This is a genomic window from Shewanella sp. FJAT-52076 (assembly GCF_019457455.1).
GTDB lineage: Bacteria > Pseudomonadota > Gammaproteobacteria > Enterobacterales > Shewanellaceae > Shewanella > Shewanella zhangzhouensis.
In genome coordinates, this window is record NZ_CP080415.1 from 3,500,452 (window position 1) to 3,518,181 (window position 17,730).

The 17,730-nt window shown below is 57.4% G+C and carries 13 protein-coding genes; 2 read left to right on the forward strand and 11 right to left on the reverse strand.

The features are described from left to right. Positions 1-73: 73 nt before the first annotated feature. A complete protein-coding gene (locus K0H79_RS15445; RefSeq protein WP_220065585.1) occupies positions 74-748 on the reverse strand; it encodes a nitroreductase family protein in 675 nt (224 codons plus the stop codon). A gap of 159 nt (positions 749-907) precedes the next feature. Between K0H79_RS15445 and K0H79_RS15450 the strand changes: the two genes are divergently transcribed. Next, complete coding sequence (locus K0H79_RS15450; RefSeq protein WP_220076405.1) at positions 908-2,581, forward strand: diguanylate cyclase; 1,674 nt, start codon at positions 908-910, stop codon at positions 2,579-2,581. A gap of 78 nt (positions 2,582-2,659) precedes the next feature. Here K0H79_RS15450 and mrcB read toward each other — a convergent pair whose 3' ends face one another. The 3 genes from mrcB to K0H79_RS15465 form a co-directional block, all read right to left on the reverse strand. Continuing rightward, a complete protein-coding gene (gene mrcB, locus K0H79_RS15455) occupies positions 2,660-4,999 on the reverse strand; it encodes a penicillin-binding protein 1B (protein ID WP_220076406.1) in 2,340 nt (779 codons plus the stop codon). A gap of 12 nt (positions 5,000-5,011) precedes the next feature. Next, complete coding sequence (hrpB, locus tag K0H79_RS15460) at positions 5,012-7,528, reverse strand: ATP-dependent helicase HrpB (protein WP_220076407.1); 2,517 nt, start codon at positions 7,526-7,528, stop codon at positions 5,012-5,014. A gap of 87 nt (positions 7,529-7,615) precedes the next feature. Beyond that, a complete protein-coding gene (locus K0H79_RS15465; RefSeq protein WP_220076408.1) occupies positions 7,616-9,820 on the reverse strand; it encodes a bifunctional diguanylate cyclase/phosphodiesterase in 2,205 nt (734 codons plus the stop codon). A gap of 154 nt (positions 9,821-9,974) precedes the next feature. On the opposite strand from K0H79_RS15465, the gene thpR reads away from it, so the two are divergent. Then, complete coding sequence (gene thpR, locus K0H79_RS15470) at positions 9,975-10,442, forward strand: RNA 2',3'-cyclic phosphodiesterase (protein WP_258405411.1); 468 nt, start codon at positions 9,975-9,977, stop codon at positions 10,440-10,442. Between the two features lie 4 nt (positions 10,443-10,446). Here the strand turns inward: thpR and K0H79_RS15475 are convergent, their stop codons facing one another. From K0H79_RS15475 to K0H79_RS15505, 7 genes are all read right to left on the reverse strand, one after another. Next, positions 10,447-10,941, reverse strand: a complete 495-nt coding sequence (locus K0H79_RS15475) for a GNAT family N-acetyltransferase (protein WP_220076410.1) — start codon at positions 10,939-10,941, stop codon at positions 10,447-10,449. 115 nt (positions 10,942-11,056) lie between these two features. After that, positions 11,057-12,274 (reverse strand): NADH:ubiquinone reductase (Na(+)-transporting) subunit F, encoded by a 1,218-nt coding sequence (gene nqrF, locus K0H79_RS15480; RefSeq protein WP_220076411.1) that lies wholly within the window; start codon positions 12,272-12,274, stop codon positions 11,057-11,059. 13 nt (positions 12,275-12,287) lie between these two features. Beyond that, positions 12,288-12,896 (reverse strand): NADH:ubiquinone reductase (Na(+)-transporting) subunit E, encoded by a 609-nt coding sequence (gene nqrE / locus K0H79_RS15485; RefSeq protein WP_011761084.1) that lies wholly within the window; start codon positions 12,894-12,896, stop codon positions 12,288-12,290. 10 nt (positions 12,897-12,906) lie between these two features. Then, complete coding sequence (locus K0H79_RS15490; protein WP_220076412.1) at positions 12,907-13,533, reverse strand: NADH:ubiquinone reductase (Na(+)-transporting) subunit D; 627 nt, start codon at positions 13,531-13,533, stop codon at positions 12,907-12,909. 1 nt (position 13,534) lies between these two features. Further along, positions 13,535-14,299: a Na(+)-translocating NADH-quinone reductase subunit C gene (locus K0H79_RS15495; protein WP_220076413.1), complete on the reverse strand. Its 765-nt coding sequence runs from the start codon at positions 14,297-14,299 to the stop codon at positions 13,535-13,537. Continuing rightward, the gene (locus K0H79_RS15500; protein WP_220076414.1) at positions 14,289-15,503 is read right to left on the reverse strand and encodes an NADH:ubiquinone reductase (Na(+)-transporting) subunit B; all 1,215 of its coding nucleotides are present in this window, start codon (positions 15,501-15,503) and stop codon (positions 14,289-14,291) included. The genes K0H79_RS15495 and K0H79_RS15500 overlap by 11 nt, the downstream gene beginning before the upstream one ends. After that, entirely contained in the window at positions 15,503-16,870 is a 1,368-nt protein-coding gene (locus tag K0H79_RS15505) for a Na(+)-translocating NADH-quinone reductase subunit A (protein WP_220076415.1), read from the reverse strand. The genes K0H79_RS15500 and K0H79_RS15505 overlap by 1 nt, the downstream gene beginning before the upstream one ends. Positions 16,871-17,730: the final 860 nt, after the last annotated feature.

The window sequence follows — 17,730 nt, forward strand, 5'->3', positions numbered from 1 at the left end:
CTAGCTTTGCAGGCACGGCGCGGCAACTGAAGCGACGGTGTATTGCGCCCCAACACCGATTGATATCCAGCGGCTAGAGAAACGAAGCCACCTGTTCCAGAGATTTCTTTTTCAGGGCATGGTCGGGGACTGTGGCGTCTTTGTCGGGATACCCGGCCACAATCAGCATGTAGGGCCGGTCCACATCATTGTCACGGCCGCAAATTTTGCTCAAAAAGCTCATGGGTTTTGGGGTATGGGTCAGGGTGCCAAGGCCTGCATGGTGCAGCGCCTGAATCAAAAATCCGGTAGCAATACCAACAGATTCATGCACGTAGTAGTTGGTCTTGTTATCGCCTTCATCCACCCCACCGCGCTTTTGGCTGAACACGGCAATCAGCCAGGGAGCCCGCTCCAGATAGGCCTTATTGGCATTGGTGCCCAAAGGCTTTAACGCATCCAGCCACTCTTCCCCCGCCCGCCCCTGATAAAAACTTTGCTCCAACGCCTCGGCCTCGCGGCGAATGGCAGCCTTCACCTCAGGGCTGGAAATGGCCACAAAATGCCAGGGCTGATGATTGGCACCGCTTGGCGCCGAGGCCGCCGCCAGTATGCATTGCTCAATGATCTCTTTGGCCACAGGTCTGTCTGAAAACATGCGAATGGAGTGACGTCGGCGAAGCTCGATGAGATTGGCCTGTGCGCGTCGTCCCATCTCTTCGGGAGGATATTCAATAAAGTCATTCAGGGGATGATGCAGTTCCGTCATGGGTCAGACTCCAATTGCCATATTATTCAGGAGTCCACCTTAGCAGGAAGCGTGGGCGGTCACAGCAAAACATTTACCGAACAGGTGTATGTAAAATTATACAAACTACCCATAAATCATTACTATATTTAACCAGATGTCACCACCCAAGGCGAATAGATGAGTTTGCGACAAGCGCTGGGGTTGTTGGCGCTGGTGCTGTTTTCTCTGTTTGCCCACGCCCAGCCACTCACACCGGACGAACTGCCCGGGGACCCACTGTCCCGGGAATGGATGTATTTGATTGAGTCCGACACGCCCCTCAGCCCTGCTAATGCCAAAGCCGCATTCGAGCGGGGACGCTTTGCACCCCATGGCAAAAAGATCCCCAGTCTGGGTATAGGCGCCCCGCCGCTGTGGCTCGCGCTGCCGTTACAAAACCCGTCCGATACTGATATTCAGCTTATTTTTGAGCTCGCCAATGCCTGGCAGGATGAGGTGGCCCTCTATCTGTTTGACCAGAGTGACCGCATGCAGACCTGGTACGGCGGCGACCGGAATGCCACAGCGGAAGATGGCCGGTTTATGCGCCAGTCTTTGTGGCTGCCCCCGGGCAATCACCTGCTCCTGCTCAGGGTGTCGGGGCCCGATCCCAGGTTGGTCCCCGTCTACCTGACAAATCCACAGCATGCGAACCAGCGTAATCGCATCGAGCTGCTCAGCTACGGCTTTCTCTATGGCGGTCTTTTTGCGCTGCTGGGCTATAACTTTATCCTCTTCCTGGGGATAGGCAGGCGCAGCTATTTTTATTATTCACTGTTTTTATTCAGTTTTATCCTGCTCAACCTGAGCTATACCGGCCACGGTCAGTTCTGGTTCTGGCCCGGCCTGTCCCACTGGCGCCAGTGGTCTCACCCCATGCTGATGACACTTTACTGTGTGTCGGGGCTGATGTTCGCGCTGCGTTTTTTGGGTATCGACAAGCTACGCCCCCATCTGAGCTATGTGGTGCTGGGATTGGCGGTGCTGATGATGGCCGCTCAGGGGGTGGCCATGGCCACAGACGATCGGGAGCTTGGACTCATCTTCGCCTTCGATTTTGTCTATATCTTTACCCTGCTGATGCCCCTGTTGGGCATACTCGCCTGGCAGCACGGGCTACCCACCGCCAAGCTGTTTTTGCTGGCGTCTTTGTCGACCATGGTCGGCAGCTGCACCACGGGGCTCGCGGTTGAGGGCTATATCAGTTTCAACCAGTGGACCTACCGTGCGGCCGAAATAGGTATGTTTATCGACGCCATGTTGCTGGCGCTGGCGCTCGCGGCTCAGTTTCGCCAATCAGAGCAAGAGCGCGTGCTGGCCCAACAGTTGGCGGCCACCGATCCCCTTACCGGCATCGCCAACCGCCGCGCCTTCAGCGAGCAATTACAGCGACTGTGGCACCTCGACAGCCAGCGCCGCTGCCGGGCGCTGATCATGATAGATATCGACAGGTTCAAATCCATTAACGATACCCTGGGCCATGAGGTGGGCGACAAGGTGCTGACGGATATCGCCCGGGTGATACGCTACTCGATACGCAATCGTGACCAGTGTGGCCGCTGGGGCGGCGAGGAATTTGTGGTACTGCTGGCCTCTGCCAGCGAAGAGGAAGCGGGCACCATCGCCGAACGTATCCGCCACAACATCGAAAGCCTCTGCTTTCCGGCGCCCGCCAACAAGCTTCAGGTCACAGCCAGTGTGGGCGTGTGTCTGGATGAGGGGCACAGCCGCCATGAAGATATTTTGCGGCGTGCCGACGAGGCCATGTATCAGGCCAAAGAGGCCGGCGGCAACCGTATTAAATTTGCCTGACACCATACTCCCTGACCAACAAACAAAAAGCCCGGCAATGCCGGGCTTTTCAGTCAATCTCAGATAACTTATCCAGATTTAACCACCGATGATTTTTTGCCACCAGGACAAAGGCTTGCCGCAATTTTGCGCCGGCTTCCAACTGCCGGCTTTTGCAGGCAGTGCCACCGCACCCGGGCAGCCTTTTTCCAGTGCATTGCCACTCAAATCAAAATAACCCTGCACCACATCGTCAGGTGGGGTCATCCTCAGCGCTACCGGCGGGCGAGCTTCCAGGAAGGCCTGATAAATCGCCATGGCGCCGCTGGCCCCCACCAGCTTGGTCTTGCCGTTATCGTCGCGGCCCACCCAAATTGCGGCCACGTTCCGCTCATCAAAGCCGGCAAACCAGGAGTCACGGCTGTCGTTACTGGTGCCCGTCTTACCCGCCAGGGTGACGTTGGGGAAGGCCCGGCCAAGACGTGCCCCGGTACCTTCTGACACCACTCGGGTCATGATGTACTGGGACAGATAGGCAGCCGCTGGCTCAAGGGATTGCTCAGAGGGCAAACGACTGGCCAGAATGGCTTCGTTATTCATATCCAGCACATCGGTGACGGTGGAGAGCTGGCGATAACGGCCATTGTCTGCGAGGGTCTGGTAAATCTGTGCCACCATCAGCGGCGAGCCATCCACGGCGCCCAGCAACATCGACGGATAGGGATTAATGGCCTCACCGCGCCAACCGGCATCGTCGAGGGTGTTAATCACAGCATCCACGCCCACGGCCAGCCCCAGGTTCACAGTGGGGACGTTGAGTGACTTGTACATGGCGCGCATCAAAGGCACCTGACCACTGAACGTCTTGTCGTAGTTCATGGGTGACCAGCTCTGGCCGTGCTTGTTTGTCACGGTTAAGGGCTCGTCCTTCAGGGACGTCATCAGGTTGTAGTTGCTGTCTTCAAGGGCAGTCAGGTACACAAAGGGCTTCACCAGCGAGCCAATGGGACGGCGCATTTCGCTGACCCGGTTGTAGCCCTCATAGCTGGGGTTTCTGTCCCCCACCATGGCCGCAATGCCACCACCAAACTTGTCGGTAACCACCATGGCCGCCTGCAATTCCTTGGTGTCTTTGCCGATACGGGCCATCACGTCTTTCACGGCCTTCTCGGCAGCTTCCTGGGCGATGGGGTCGAGGGTAGTGTACACCTTGATGCCCGACTCATTGAGCAGGCTGTCCCCCCAACGCAGTGCCAGTTCCTTCTTCACCTGGGTGTAGAAGGCGGGCATACGCTGATGCACGGGTCTACCTTCTGGCCTTAAGCCCAGGGGGGATTCGGCAGCAATCTGGAAGTCGTTGACACTGATTTTGCCCGACTCCATCAAGAGTCTCAGCACCAGATCACGTCGTTCCTGCGCCCGGGCCGGATAACGCCAGGGGTTGTAGTAGGAAGGCCCCTTAATGACCGCAATCAAAAAGGCCTGCTGGGCCGTAGTGAGCTCGGTAAGCGGACGGCCAAAGTAAAACTGCGATGCCAGCCCCATACCGTGCACCCCACGGGACTTGTCCTGGCCCATGTAGACTTCGTTGAGGTAGGCCTCGAGGATCTCATCCTTGCTGTAACGGAAGTCGATGATGATGGCCATCAGGGCTTCGCGGACCTTACGGATAAGGGAGCGCTCGCTGGAGAGGAAGAAGTTTTTCGCCAGCTGCTGGGTCAGGGTCGAGCCACCCTGCACTGTGCGCCCGGCACTGATATTGACAAAGGCGGCGCGCAAAATGGCGAAGGGGTTCACCCCGTGGTGCTCGTAAAAGCTGCGGTCTTCCACCAGCAGCAGGGCTTCTACCATGGTATCTGGCACTTCTTTGCGCGGTACAAACAACCTGTCTTCACCGTCGTCCGCAATCAGGCGGTCGAGCAGCATGGGCTCCAGGTGAAACACCGCCAGCTCGCGCTTGTCGCCATGGCGTGACACCGTTGAAACCCCTTGGGAATCAAAGGTAATCATCACACGGGACGCATCCTGGCTACCCAGCGGATGCAGGAAGGGACGGCGCCACAAATCGATGCGGGTAGCGGAGGCCGAAAACTCACCCACCTGACGGGGATTGGCCACCTTGCGATACCCCAGCAACTGGAGTTCCGCCAGGAGCTGATGATGACTCACGGCCGCACCGGGATAGAGCGCCATGGAGCGACTGTAAATCTGCGCCGGCAGGTGCCACTTCTGGCCTTCAAATTTGCGGGCGATTTGCTGGTCGAGATAAATGCCATAGGCGGCACAGAGCACCAGTACGACCAGGGTCAGCTTCCACAGGAATGACCATATACGCCACAGGATCCCGGGCTTATTACGCGCTTTGGCTGACGTTCTGGACTTTGCCGATGCGCCCTTGGCGGGCGCCCTTTTGCCTGAATTCCGTTTATCTGAAGTCATACTTTCTCTGCCTCAGGCCTGGCCCAAGGTCTTTTTCTTGGTAAATTTGGTCGGTAAGGTGTTTGCCGGATCGTCCGGCCACAAATGCTTGGGATAACGGCCCCGCATTTCCTTTTTTACGTCCTGATAGGGGCCTTGCCAGAAGCTGGCCAGATCCGCCGTCAGGGCCAATGGCCGCTGTGCCGGAGACAGAAGCTCCATGGTGAGCTTAAGCCGTCCGCCAGCCAACAAGGGCGTTGCCGCCATGCCATAGGCCTCCTGCAATCGCACCCTGAGCATGGCGCGTCCATCGTCTTCGTAGCGAATGGGGGCCTGGGTGCCGGTTGCCATAGGGTAATGGGTCGGCAGGGCTTCGTCGAGGGTTCTGCGCAGCTGCCAGTCGAGGCTGTCGCGCAGCAGGCGTCCGGCGTCCAGTTTATTGAACTCATTCAGGCTGTTGATATTGCCCAAATAAGGCCCGAGCCAGTCTTCGAGGCCATCAAGCAGCGCCTCATCGTCCATGGCGGGCCAATCGCCCCCAAGCAAACTGGCCGCCAGCGTGGCCCTGCGCCTGAGCTGCATGGCATCCTCATCAAAGCCCAGACACGCCAATCCTTTCTGGCGAATACGGGCTATCCAGGCGCTGGCTTTGAGGGCCGCGGGCACCTGACTCACTGTTTCGCGGCCAAGCACCAGACTGCCCACCACCCGCTGTTTTTCGGCCACAAAGCGGCCGCGGCCTTCATCAAAACCACTGACCTCTCGCTCACTTTGTAAAAAGGCCAGCGGACCGTCGAAGAGGCGCGCATCCAGCGGCGCCCCCAGCCACAAGCGCCCCGCGCTGCGGCCTTCGAGTTCACCAAAGTCCGCCGCCACCAGCATGGGCTCCAGCGCCATGGCGTCGCTCTCATCCACTGTGATGCCTGTGCCATTGGCCAGCACAAAGCCATCCTTGCCACGGGCCATAGCGATACGGTCCGGGTACGCCAGCGCCAGCAAGAGGCCACAGTCACGTGGATGGGCAGCTTTGGCCACAGCAGCAAAATCGGCCTTGATGCCGAGCTTGGCCGCCCACTGTTTAGCTTGCTGACCGGCCTGGCCCGACGTTGCCCACATCAGGTAGTGGCTGATGTCACAGCCCCTGCGCGGTAATCCACGGCCTTCCAGAATGGCCGCCAGCAGGCATGCCAGCGGCGCCAGGGTGGCATCGTTTTCAGCCTCTCCGAGCGCCCTGGCTTTAAGCAGCATATGCCCCAGGCGGGGATGGCAGCCCAGACGATGGGCATCCCGGCCAAGGGCCGTGAGCTTGTGGTTGTCGTCCACCAGCTCCAAATCTTTAAGGAGCGCCCATGCGAGGGACTCGTTCACTTTTGGCGGCTGGGACAGCAGTTTTAATGCGGCAAAATCCCGTGCGCCCCATACGGCGGCTTCCTGGGCCAGTGATACCAGCTCACTGCGTAAGATCTCCGGCTCTTCTGCCTTCATCTGGCGGTCAAACTCTTCCTGACTCCAAAGCCGGATACAGAGCCCCGGTGCCAGTCGTCCGGCCCGGCCGGCACGCTGAATGGCAGAGGCCTGGCTGATGCGCTTAAGCCCAAGACGGGTAACACCGGTGCGGGGATTGAAACTGGCCTGGCGCACAAAGCCGCAGTCCACCACCAGAGTCACCCCATCTATGGTCAGGCTCGATTCGGCCACGTTGGTGGCCAGCACCAGTTTGCGGCGCCCATCGGGATCGGCACTGAGGGCCCTGTCCTGGGCGTTGGCATCGAGCTCACCGTAAAGGGGGCAGATGGCAAATTCCGATTCGCTGAGGCGCTCGGCAAGAGACTCTTTCAAACGCTCAATCTCGGCCTTGCCCGGTAAAAACGCGAGCACAGTGCCCGGCGTAACACCCTCAGGCAGTGGGCGTTTTCCCGTGGCAAGTTCCATCAGGATTTTGCCCATATGGGCCTGCCAATCGGCGCCTGTGGGCACAGAGGCGTATTCCACTGCGACGGGAAAACTGCGGCCTTCACTCCGTAGCAGCACAGCTTCGGGCATCAGAGTTTGCAGCGGCATACCGCTTAGGGTCGCCGACATGGCCAGGATTTTAAGGTCATCCCTGAGCCCGGCCTGCACTTCCAGTGCCAGCGCCAGCCCCAGATCTGTGCTCAAATGGCGCTCGTGGATTTCATCGAAAATGATAAGCCCAACCCCATCAAGCTCGGGATCGTCCTGGATCATTCGGGTCAAAATGCCTTCGGTAACCACCTCGAGGCGGGTCTCTTTGGACACCCTGCTGTCGCCGCGCACCCGGTAGCCCACCTCGGCGCCAAGCTGACAGCCACGCTGTTTGGCAATAAAGCGCGCCACGCTGCGCGCCGCCACCCGGCGGGGCTCGAGCATGATGATGCGACCGGATATCTCTGGCCAATCCAGCAATGCCAGTGGCAGCGCCGTGGACTTACCGGCACCTGTGGGGGCTTCGAGGATGAGTTGCTGATGCTGGGCGAGCGAGCGTTTCAGCTCGTCAAAGAGGTCGCAGACAGGCAGAGCGTTCAAGGGCATTCCGGCGGGTGAAAACAGTGGCGGCCATTGTACAGGAAAGGGGACCACAAGTGCAGTCGGGGCAAAGCGGCGGGCTCAGTCGCTCAGTCAATCTGTCGCTAAGTCGCGAAGCCAGGGGACGCGCTTGCCACTGCTGAGGTTATCGAGCGGTTCTGGCTTGCCGATGGCATAACCCTGGGCATAATCCACCCCAAGTTCCCGCAGACGTTTGCCGATATCGACTGACTCCACAAATTCCGCGATGACGTCGAAGTCCATGTCCCGCCCCAGCTGGCAGATGGCATTGACGATGGCTTGATCGGACTTGTTGTCACACAGGTTCACCACGAATTGCCCGTCGATTTTGACAAAGTCCACATCCAGCAGCTTAAGGTAAGCAAAGCTTGAAAAGCCCGAGCCAAAGTCATCCAGCGCCAGTTTACAGCCAAGGGGCTGCAAGAGTTCAATCAGGGCCTGGGCCTGTTCCAGCTGGCTGACAGCCGCAGTTTCGGTGATTTCAAAACACAATTTGCTCACCAGCTCTGGCTCGGCCATCAGCCGTATCTCAAGCCACTCCATAAATTCGTGATCGCCGAGGGAGTTGGCCGACAGGTTGACCGACACCATATCCAGATCCTGCCACAGCGCCAGATGGCTGCCTCCCCAGCGCAGCAAATTATCTATTACCCAGCGGTCTACCCTGGATGCCAGGCTGTATCGCTCTGCCGCTGGTAGAAAAAGCCCCGGCGAGAGCATCTTGCCATCGGGCCGTTCGAGACGCAGCAGTATTTCCATATGAATGCCGGCCTGCTTGTTCAACAGCGGTTCTATAAGTTGATAGTGAAGCTGAAACTGGTTTTGTGACAGGGCATCTATGATGTCCACCGAGGCGGTCATTTCACTGTAAAGCCGATTCATTTTCGGGTCAGTGGCGCAGTAGATATGCCAGCCATTGCGCCCCTGCTCCTTGGCAAGCCGACAGGCCGCATCGGCACGGCTCATCAGCACATAGATATCAGTGACCCCGGCATCCAGCGGCGCCACCCCCATGGAAACTGACACATTGTGGCGCCTTTGTTCCCAGTAAAACTCATGTTCAAACAATTGAGTACAGATGCGCTGGGCAATGACTCTGGCGGTGTCCTCGTTGCAATAGTGCATCAGGATGGCAAATTCATCGCCGCCGAGGCGGGCCACAGTATCCCCTTTGCGCACCAGCTGTTTGAGCCTGAGCGCCACCTGACACAGCAACTTGTCACCGGCCTGATGACCACTGACATTGTTGATCACCTGAAACTGGTCCAAATCGAGAAATGCCACACAAATGGGCTCTTCCGGTAACTGCTGCAGCAGTTTGTCGAGCACGGCTTCGAAATGGGAACGGTTTGGCAGCCCGGTGAGGGCATCGTAATTGGCATGAAATGAGAGCTCGTCGGCCAGCCGGTGGCGCTCACTCACGTCTTCCGCCAGCATCAGCAGGGTACCCGGGTCATCGGACATGGTGCTGAAGCTCAGCTTGATCCATTGCTGATTCAGCAGCGGTCCCTTCATGGAAATCTCACACCAGGCCTGACTCAGTACACCATCACGCACCACCTGCAGCGTATCCTGCAGCATGGCCTCTTCCTCGGGCCTTACCAGGGCCAGCAGATCCTGACCGTCACTCACCGGCAAATTCTGGCGGGCTATGCTGTTTAACAATTTCACCCTGTTACGTCTGTCCACCAGTCCACAGGCCAGTGGCAACTGATTGAACAGCTCCTGATAACGGCGCTCGCTCACGGTAAGAGCCTGGGCTATGCGGGTCAGCTCCATCACGGCACAGATAAGGGTGGCCGCGATGCCAAGCTCATCCATAAAGGCCTGCGACCAGTCTCTTGCTCGTTCACAATTAACGGCTCCCAGGGCAATCTGGGTTTCTCCAAAATGCACAGGCGTGAGCACCAACAGGCTCTTTACCCGCCACTCCCGTAAAAAGCGCTTCTCCTGTGCAGCCTCAGAAGGCAAGCGGGCGATGTCGGGTACATTGAGGAGCCTGGGTTGGCGCATTAATCGTCTGAAATACGGCATACGCGCCAGCGGCCAATGGCGCACCTGATTATTGGGCACATTACCGGGCTTAAGATAGATATTGCGGGGGGTGACACCAGGTTGCCTGGTCGCGGCAGAGAGCACAAACACGCCATCACAGTCGAGCTTCGCCGTCATGGTTTGCAGCGCACGGTCGACATTCTGTTCCAGCGTTACCAGCGGGACATCGGTGAATATCCCTGCCAGCGCAGCATGCAGCGGGTTTAACTCAGGCAATGACATATTTACGCTTTCCTTCCCGGAATAGCTGTTACTTGCATTCAACCAAGAGTATAGGCAAGGTTTGGCCTACTGACTTGGACAAAGGTAAGCCTTTATGTCTGATGCACAAAGACTATTTTTAGGATTCGCACTTTCGGACCAGGAGCGCGAATCTATGTTTAAGCTGCAAAAACGCCTCGGCGCCCCTGGAAAACCCGTGGCAAAAACCAACCTGCATATGACCCTGGCCTTTTTGGGACAAACCAGTCATCGTCAGCGTCAAACACTCGAGGCCGCACTCGAAGGCGTCGCCATGCCGGGGTTTGAACAGCGACTCAGCACCCTGGTGCACTGGCGAGGTGCCGGTGTCCTGTGTTTGTGGGGTAAGGCCACAGACTCCGGCCTGACAGACCTTTACCAGGGGTGTCAGTCACTCTGCCATACCCTGGGGTTGCATCAGAATGAGCACAGCTTTAACCCCCACATCACCCTGTTTCGCAAAGTAAAACAATACCAGGTCCCCGAGTGGCAGCCGGAGCCTGTGATACTGCGCCCCGACACCCTTAACCTCTACCTTTCAAACAGCACCCCAGTCGGTGTTCGCTATGAGGTGCTGCAATCCTGGCCGCTCGGCAGAGCCTGAACCATCAGGGCTTGGCAGCCAGGTTCTTGTACATCAGGCAGCAATCCAGGGTAAAACCCCGGGGGCTGTGGTAGAGCGAGCGCGCCTCTTCCCCAAAGCCGCAGGCCCGATAAAAGGGTACAGCGTTGAGGGTGGACTCCAGCCGGAGCCTGTTGATGCCCTGCGCCAGGGCCAACTCTTCCACAAAGGCCATCAGCAGCTTTCCCACGCCACGCCCCATCATGTCCGGGGCGACAAACACCGCCTCGAGCTGGCCTTCGCCGCCTTTGAGCTCGGGATGGGTCAGGTCCAGCATGATGCAGCCCACCACCCGGGGCCCGTCTTTCACCACATAAAAACCCTGGGCCACCACGGCGGTAAAGCTCTGGGTCAGCTCGCCTTCGGTCCAGCGGGCAAGACTCTTATCGTCGTAAAAGCCCTCGCAACCCGCAAGAATGGCGCTGTTGCGTAAATCCCATATCGCCTGTGCATCCTCTGCCGTCGCCTTACAAAGCTCCATTGCCACTCCTGCCCTGGCCGATTTTTCACTAACATATCATGGTCAATCGCTTGAAAAAACGTAAAAAAAATCCCCACCTGCGGGTGGGGATTGGTAGATGTTTTATGCCTTGATGTCAGCCACCAAAGTCATCCAGCAATATGTTGTCACGCTCAACGCCCAGGCTTTCGAGCATGGCAATCACTGAACTGTTCATGATGGGCGGGCCACACATGTAAAACTCGCAGTCTTCCGGCGCCTTGTGCTGCTTTAAGTAGTTTTCATACAGCACGTTATGGATAAAGCCGGTGTAGCCGGTCCAGTTGTCTTCCGGCAAGGGCTCAGACAGGGCTATGTGCCACTGGAAGTTGGGGTTTTCGGCCGCGAGACCATCGAAGTCCTCCTGATAGAACACCTCGCGCAGGGAGCGGGCACCGTACCAGAAGCTCATCTTGCGCGCCGTTTTCACCCGCTTGAGCTGATCGAATATGTGGCTTCGCATCGGCGCCATACCGGCACCACCGCCGATAAACACCATTTCGGCGTCTGTCTCTTTGACGAAGAATTCACCGAAGGGGCCGGAAATGGTCACCTTGTCACCGGGCTTCAAGTTAAAGATGAAGGACGACATCTGTCCCGGTGGCAGACCTGGGCTTGGGGGCGTGGCAATACGCACGTTCAGCATGATGCGGCCCTTTTCCTCCGGATAGTTGGCCATGGAGTAGGCGCGCATGACCTCACTATCTACCCTGGAGACCAGATTAAACAGGCCGTACTTTTCCCAGTCGTCGCGGAAGATTTCCGGGATATCAAAGTCTTTGTAATGCACTTCGTGGGCTGGGGCTTCAATCTGAATGTAACCGCCTGCCTTGAAGTCCACCTCTTCGCCTTCGGGCACCTTGAGCAGCAGCTCTTTGATGTAGGTGGCGGTTGAGCGGTTGGAAATGACCTCACACTCCCACTTCTTCACCCCGAAGATTTCTTCATCGAGCTCAAGATCCATATCGGATTTCACCGCCACCTGACAGGCCAGACGGCAACCCTCCTTGGCCTCTTTCTTGGTGATATGGTCAAGCTCGGTGGGCAGGATATCACCGCCACCGGATTTCACCTTTACCCGGCACTGACCGCAGGTACCGCCGCCGCCACAGGCAGACGGCACGAAGATATTTCTACCGGCCAGGGCGCCCAAAAGCTTGCCACCGGCAGGCACGGCCACGGTTTTATCGCTATCGTCGTTGATGCGCAGCTTTACATCGCCGCTTGCCACCAATTTGCTGCGGGCAATCAGGATGACCGCCACCAGGATGCACACCACCACGGTGAACATACCCATTCCAATCGTCATTTCCATGGATGTTCCTCCGTTACAGGCTGATACCGGCAAAGGACATAAAGCCCAGCGCCATCAGCCCTGTGGTGATAAAGGTGATACCAATGCCCTGCAGCCCTTCGGGGATGGCATTGAACTTAAGCCGCTCACGAATACCGGCAAGCAGCACAATGGCCACCGCCCAGCCGGTACCGGCACCGGCGGCAAACACCGCCGACTCGGTCAGGGTGTAGTCGCGGTTAGCCATAAAAATCACCCCGGCGAAAATGGCGCAGTTTACGGTGAGCAGCGGCAGGAAGATCCCGAGAGTCTGGTACAGCACCGGCATAAAGCGGTCGAGCACCATTTCAAGAATTTGCACCAGCGCCGCAATCACCCCGATAAAGGTGATGAGCTGCAGGTAGGACAAATCCAGCTCAGGGAAGCCAGCCCACGCCAGCGCGCCCGGCTTGAGCACGGCAACATAAATCAGCTGATTGAGCGGCACCGCCAGCACCATCACCACAATCACGGCAATACCGAGACCAAGCGACGTAGACACCTTCTTCGACACCGCAAGGAAGGTACACATCCCCAGGAAGAAAGACAGCGCCATGTTGTCGATAAATGACGCCTGGATAAACAGATTAATGTAGTGTTCCATGACGTTATCCTCAGACCTTGGCGCGCTTGCGCTGAGCTATGTTAACCACCCAGATGATGACGCCAATCAGGAAGAAGGCGCTGGGGGGCAGCTTGAACATCTCGTTGGGCAGATACCAGCCGCCCTGCTCTATGGTCTTCAGAATGCTGTGACCAAACAGGGTGCCAGAACCCAAAAGTTCGCGCACAAAGGCGACACTGAGCAGGATAAAGCCGTAACCGGCGGCATTGCCGATGGCATCCATCACCGACAGGTGCGGCGGCTCTTTCATGGCAAAGGCTTCGGCGCGGCCCATCACGATACAGTTGGTAATAATCAGGCTCACAAACACCGACAGCTGCTTGGATAAGTCCGGCGCCACGTCCTGAAGCACCATATCCACCACAATCACCAGCGAAGCAATAATGGTCATCTGGGCGATGATACGCACGCTGTTGGGGATAAAGGCGCGAATAAGCGAGATAAAGAAGTTGGAGCACACCAACACAAAGGTCACCGCCAGTGTCATCACCAACGCGGTTTGCATGGAGTTACTCACCGCCAGGGCCGAACAGACCCCCAGCACCTGCATGGCCACCGGGTTATTGGCAAACACCGGGCGCATCAGGAGTTCACGATTGGATAATACTGCGCTCATCTCACACCCCCGCCGCTTTCAGTTTGCCCAGCACGGCTTCAAAGCCTTCGGGGCCAAACCAGAATTGCACCGCCTTGGCCACGCCCGCTCCTGTGCGGGTGGCACCACTCACACCATCCACGGCGCTCAAATCACCGGCCTTGGCTTCGCCCTTCACAATCTTGAAGGCCACATCGCCCTTGGCATTGAAGATTTGCTTGCCCTGCCACTTGGCGAGCCAGTCGTCGTGGTTGATGAAGTCGCCGATACCCGGGGTTTCACCGTGCTCGTAGAACACAGCCCCAGTGATGGTATTGAAGTCGGCCTTCACACCCACAAATCCGTAGATAATCGACCACAGGCCCTTGCCGTACACCGGCAGCACCAGAGCCTGCAACTCGCCCTTGTCATCCAGCACTTTGAAGACGCGGATTTCGTTGGCGCGGGTCTTGATGCGGGCCGTGTCTTTGGCAATCTTGCTGGAAGTTTGCGGGTTGATGGCCGCCATGCGCTCGTCATAGTCGAGGATATTGTCGCGGTCATGCAGCTCGCCGGTGGCGAGGTTTACCATGACCGGACGAACCCGCGCCTCGAAGGTGGCTTTGACATCGGCAACATCCTTGATGTCGGCCGCCACCAGCACGTTTTGCATCAGCTCGTTGCGTTTTTTCACCAACTTGCGCTCCTTGAGCACATCGGCGGTGCCGGTGATCATAAAGGAGCACACCAGGCACAGGACGACCGTGAAGGTCATGGTGCCGAGAACACTGTCTTTGTTAAAGGCCATTGCGCTTCAGCCTCCGTTTGATATTGAATCTTGCCACCAGCGAATCCAACACCGGCGCCCACAGGTTGGCGAACAGAATCGCCAGCATGATGCCTTCGGGCTGCTTGACGTTGGCCACGCGGATAAGAATGGTCATGGCGCCCACCAGGATGCCGAACATCAGCTTACCGGGACGGGTGTAGGCGGTGGTCACAGGGTCGGTTGCCATAAACATCATCCCCAGCGCAAAGCCGCCGGTCACCAGATGCCAGGTCCAGGGCATGGCCGCCATGGCGTTTTTGCCGTCGCCGAACACATTGAACAGCAAGGATGTGGCAATGGCGCCGATAAGCACGCCCACCACGATGCGCCAGTCGGCGAGACGGGTGAGGATAAGCAGCAGACCACCGGCAAAAATCGCCAGCGCCGAGGTTTCACCAATGGCGCCCACTTCAAAGCCGAGGAAGGCATCCCACCAGGCGGCGTCGTTAAAGGCGTGGTACCAGGGGTACTCAGCAAATTTCATCTTGTTGGCGGCAACCTGCGCCAGCGTAGTGGCCGAACTGTACCCGTCCACCGCCACCAGCTGGGCCGACGTGGTCACTTCACTTGGGTAGGCAAAATAGATAAAGGCGAGACCCGCCAGCGCCGGATTCAAGAAGTTGTAACCCATGCCACCGAACAGCTCTTTGGCAACCACCACACCAAAGCTGATACCCATCACCACCAGCCACAGGCTGATATTGGCAGGCAAACACAGGCTGAACAGCAAGGCGGTCACAAAGAAGCCTTCCTGCATTTCCTGACGTCTTGCCCTGGCAAACACCATCTCCCAGAACATGGTGGTAACGAGCGCCGTGAGGTAAATGGGCAGGTAGTAAATCAGGCCGTAAGCCATCAGGCTAAAGATACCTGTGCTTTCGGTCAGGCCACCGAAGATGGCGTTGTAAACACCCTGATGCCAGTTATCCAGTGGCGCGCTGCCGGCCAGCATGGCGATTTGCGCCTGCAGGCCGGTGTTGTAGATGCCAAACAGGATGGCAGGCAGCAGACACAGGGCCACCAGGGTCATGGTGCGCTTCACTTCAATGGCATCACGCACGTGCACCCTGTCCTGGGTGCTGGCGCCATGGCCAATAAACAGCGAGCGGAAAAAGTCTTTCATCGTGTGTCCGGGAGCGTAGTAAGCGTCCTGGGCACTGGGTTTCTTTGTGGGCTTGCTCATTAGCCTTCCCTCTCGATAATCGTCAGGCAGGCGCGAAGCTCCTGGCCAAAATCGTACTTACTGGGACACACGAAGGTGCACAGCGCCAAATCTTCTTCATCCAGCTCCAGGGCACCGAGCAGCTGCGCCTCGTCGGTGTCTCGCACCACCAGATCCCGCACCAGCAGGGTGGGCAGAATGTCCAGCGGCATCACCCGGTCCAGCTGACCAAAGGCCATCATGGCGCGCTTGGCACCGCCGGTGTGGGTGGTCATGTCGTAGAGCTTCTTGGGTAAAAAGCGCGACAGCACGGTACGGGTAATGGAGAACTTGTCCCGGCCCAGACGTACCCAGGGCAGGAATTGCTCGCTGTCATCTTCGGTAACCACCGAAATCTGTGGGTGGAAGCGACCGAGAAAATCGAAGGCGCCGCGGGCGGTATGGCCGGAGAGCACTGAGCCAGATACCACGCGGGAATGTACTTCGTCTTTGAGCTCGCCCTGCACCAGATCGCTGACCTTGGCACCCAGCACTGTGGCAATCAGCCTAGGCTTAAGCACATTGGGGCCGGCAAGGGACACGATGCGGCGGTTATCCAGCTGCCCTGTGGTAAAGAGGCGGCCAACGGCCATCACATCCTGATAGCCTATGTGCCATACCTGACGCTCCATGCTGACGGGCATCAGCATATGAATGTGAGTGCCCACCAACCCGGCAGGGTGCACACCCTGGAACCTGTGGGTTTGCACCCGCGGCAGCTCGGCGCCCGGCAGCAGATCGTGATTGCCGTCCTGACACAAAAACACCGGCCCGTCGGTAAGGTGAGTAAGTACCTGCATACCGGCGGCAAAGGCATCCACGTCGGTATTGATGATTACCCGCGGATCGGCAGCCAGGGGATTGGTGTCAACGGCCGTAACAAACAGACCGGCAGGCGCTGAGCCCGGTTTGGGCGCGCGGGAGAATGGACGGGTGCGAAGTGCGGTCCACAAACCACTTTGCAGCAGTTTGTCCTGCACCTGCTCACGGGACAAGCCGGCAAGGTTTGTCTCGCCGCCAAAGTCGATGCTCTCATCAGAGCCATCACAATCGATGACCACCGACAGCAGCAGGCGTTTGTCGCCCCGATGAATGGCCGAGACCACCCCGGCACAGGGCGCGGTAAAGCGCACACCCGGGTTGCTCTTGTCTTCAAACAGCGCCTGACCCTTGATGACCCGCTCGCCCTCTTCCACCAGCATGGAAGGCTTAAGCCCCACATACTCCTTGCCAAGCAAGGCCAACTGGGAAGGTTTGGCGGCGGTATCGATCACCTGCCTTGGCGCACCGGCAATGGGCACATCCAGGCCCTTTTTCACTGTGATTATCGCTTCGGAATAATCTGCCATGATTGCGGTCGCTCTCTTGGAAAATACACTGCGAGCGATCGTACCTATTCGAGACTCAAAATTCCGTCAGCCACATCACAAATGGCTCAAATATGAAATTTAACTACAAAATAGCCCAAATTCCGGTAAATCCTGCCGTTAAACGCCCTCTCACAATGCCGTTTTGTCATAAAGTTACACAAATTCAGCTAAAATTAATAATATAAAATATTTCGAATTAACAGTTAGATAGATAAAAACCCATGAGCCAGATCACGCAATTTTGCGACTGCACAGAGGCCAATTTGATGAAAAGCAACGCCAACCCTCTTGCCCGTTGAGTGGCAAAAAGGCGGGTGATCCACATCCCAATTCCAACAGAAAGCCTGTGTGACCGCTGAGGCACCCCCAGGCAATTCCATGACCACCGCCCCGAAAATGCCCCAAAATGATGCAATCCAAAATTTATCATTCGTGAGTTGTATAGAATTAAAGGGAATAATAAAACCGGCAGGCCAGACTCATATCCCGCGGCTTAGTCTTTGTGATCCCAAAATGACAGGGACTGTTCGGCGGCACCCGCCGGTGAGTTGCATTGCAGGGGTTAAGACAAGCGCTAACACCGGCCTGATTTCGCCGATTAAACGCCACACAAACCGACCTACCCATAAAGCAATAAGCTGTTAACCGGATACAAGGTGAATTTTCCCGCCCGCTTCACTTGGCAAAGCGCCGGCCGATGAGGAATCGGGCGAGTCGCTTCTCGATGCTCAGTACCAGTAAATAAGAGAACGAACTCGCTCTCTACAATGGGGGTGATGGGCATCGGCTCAGACGCCTTCCCGACGTCCAACAGGGGCTGTCCACTGCCCCTGGATATG

Excerpts from the sequence above, each read along its gene's own strand:
- K0H79_RS15445 (WP_220065585.1), bottom strand. The coding sequence starts at position 748 with ATGACGGAACTGCATCATCCCCTGAATGACTTTATTGAATATCCTCCC.
- K0H79_RS15450 (WP_220076405.1), top strand. The coding sequence starts at position 908 with ATGAGTTTGCGACAAGCGCTGGGGTTGTTGGCGCTGGTGCTGTTTTCT.
- mrcB (WP_220076406.1), bottom strand. The coding sequence starts at position 4,999 with ATGACTTCAGATAAACGGAATTCAGGCAAAAGGGCGCCCGCCAAGGGC.
- hrpB (WP_220076407.1), bottom strand. The coding sequence starts at position 7,528 with ATGCCCTTGAACGCTCTGCCTGTCTGCGACCTCTTTGACGAGCTGAAA.
- K0H79_RS15465 (WP_220076408.1), bottom strand. The coding sequence starts at position 9,820 with ATGTCATTGCCTGAGTTAAACCCGCTGCATGCTGCGCTGGCAGGGATA.
- thpR (WP_258405411.1), top strand. The coding sequence starts at position 9,975 with ATGTTTAAGCTGCAAAAACGCCTCGGCGCCCCTGGAAAACCCGTGGCA.
- K0H79_RS15475 (WP_220076410.1), bottom strand. The coding sequence starts at position 10,941 with ATGGAGCTTTGTAAGGCGACGGCAGAGGATGCACAGGCGATATGGGAT.
- nqrF (WP_220076411.1), bottom strand. The coding sequence starts at position 12,274 with ATGGAAATGACGATTGGAATGGGTATGTTCACCGTGGTGGTGTGCATC.
- nqrE (WP_011761084.1), bottom strand. The coding sequence starts at position 12,896 with ATGGAACACTACATTAATCTGTTTATCCAGGCGTCATTTATCGACAAC.
- K0H79_RS15490 (WP_220076412.1), bottom strand. The coding sequence starts at position 13,533 with ATGAGCGCAGTATTATCCAATCGTGAACTCCTGATGCGCCCGGTGTTT.
- K0H79_RS15495 (WP_220076413.1), bottom strand. The coding sequence starts at position 14,299 with ATGGCCTTTAACAAAGACAGTGTTCTCGGCACCATGACCTTCACGGTC.
- K0H79_RS15500 (WP_220076414.1), bottom strand. The coding sequence starts at position 15,503 with ATGAGCAAGCCCACAAAGAAACCCAGTGCCCAGGACGCTTACTACGCT.
- K0H79_RS15505 (WP_220076415.1), bottom strand. The coding sequence starts at position 16,870 with ATGGCAGATTATTCCGAAGCGATAATCACAGTGAAAAAGGGCCTGGAT.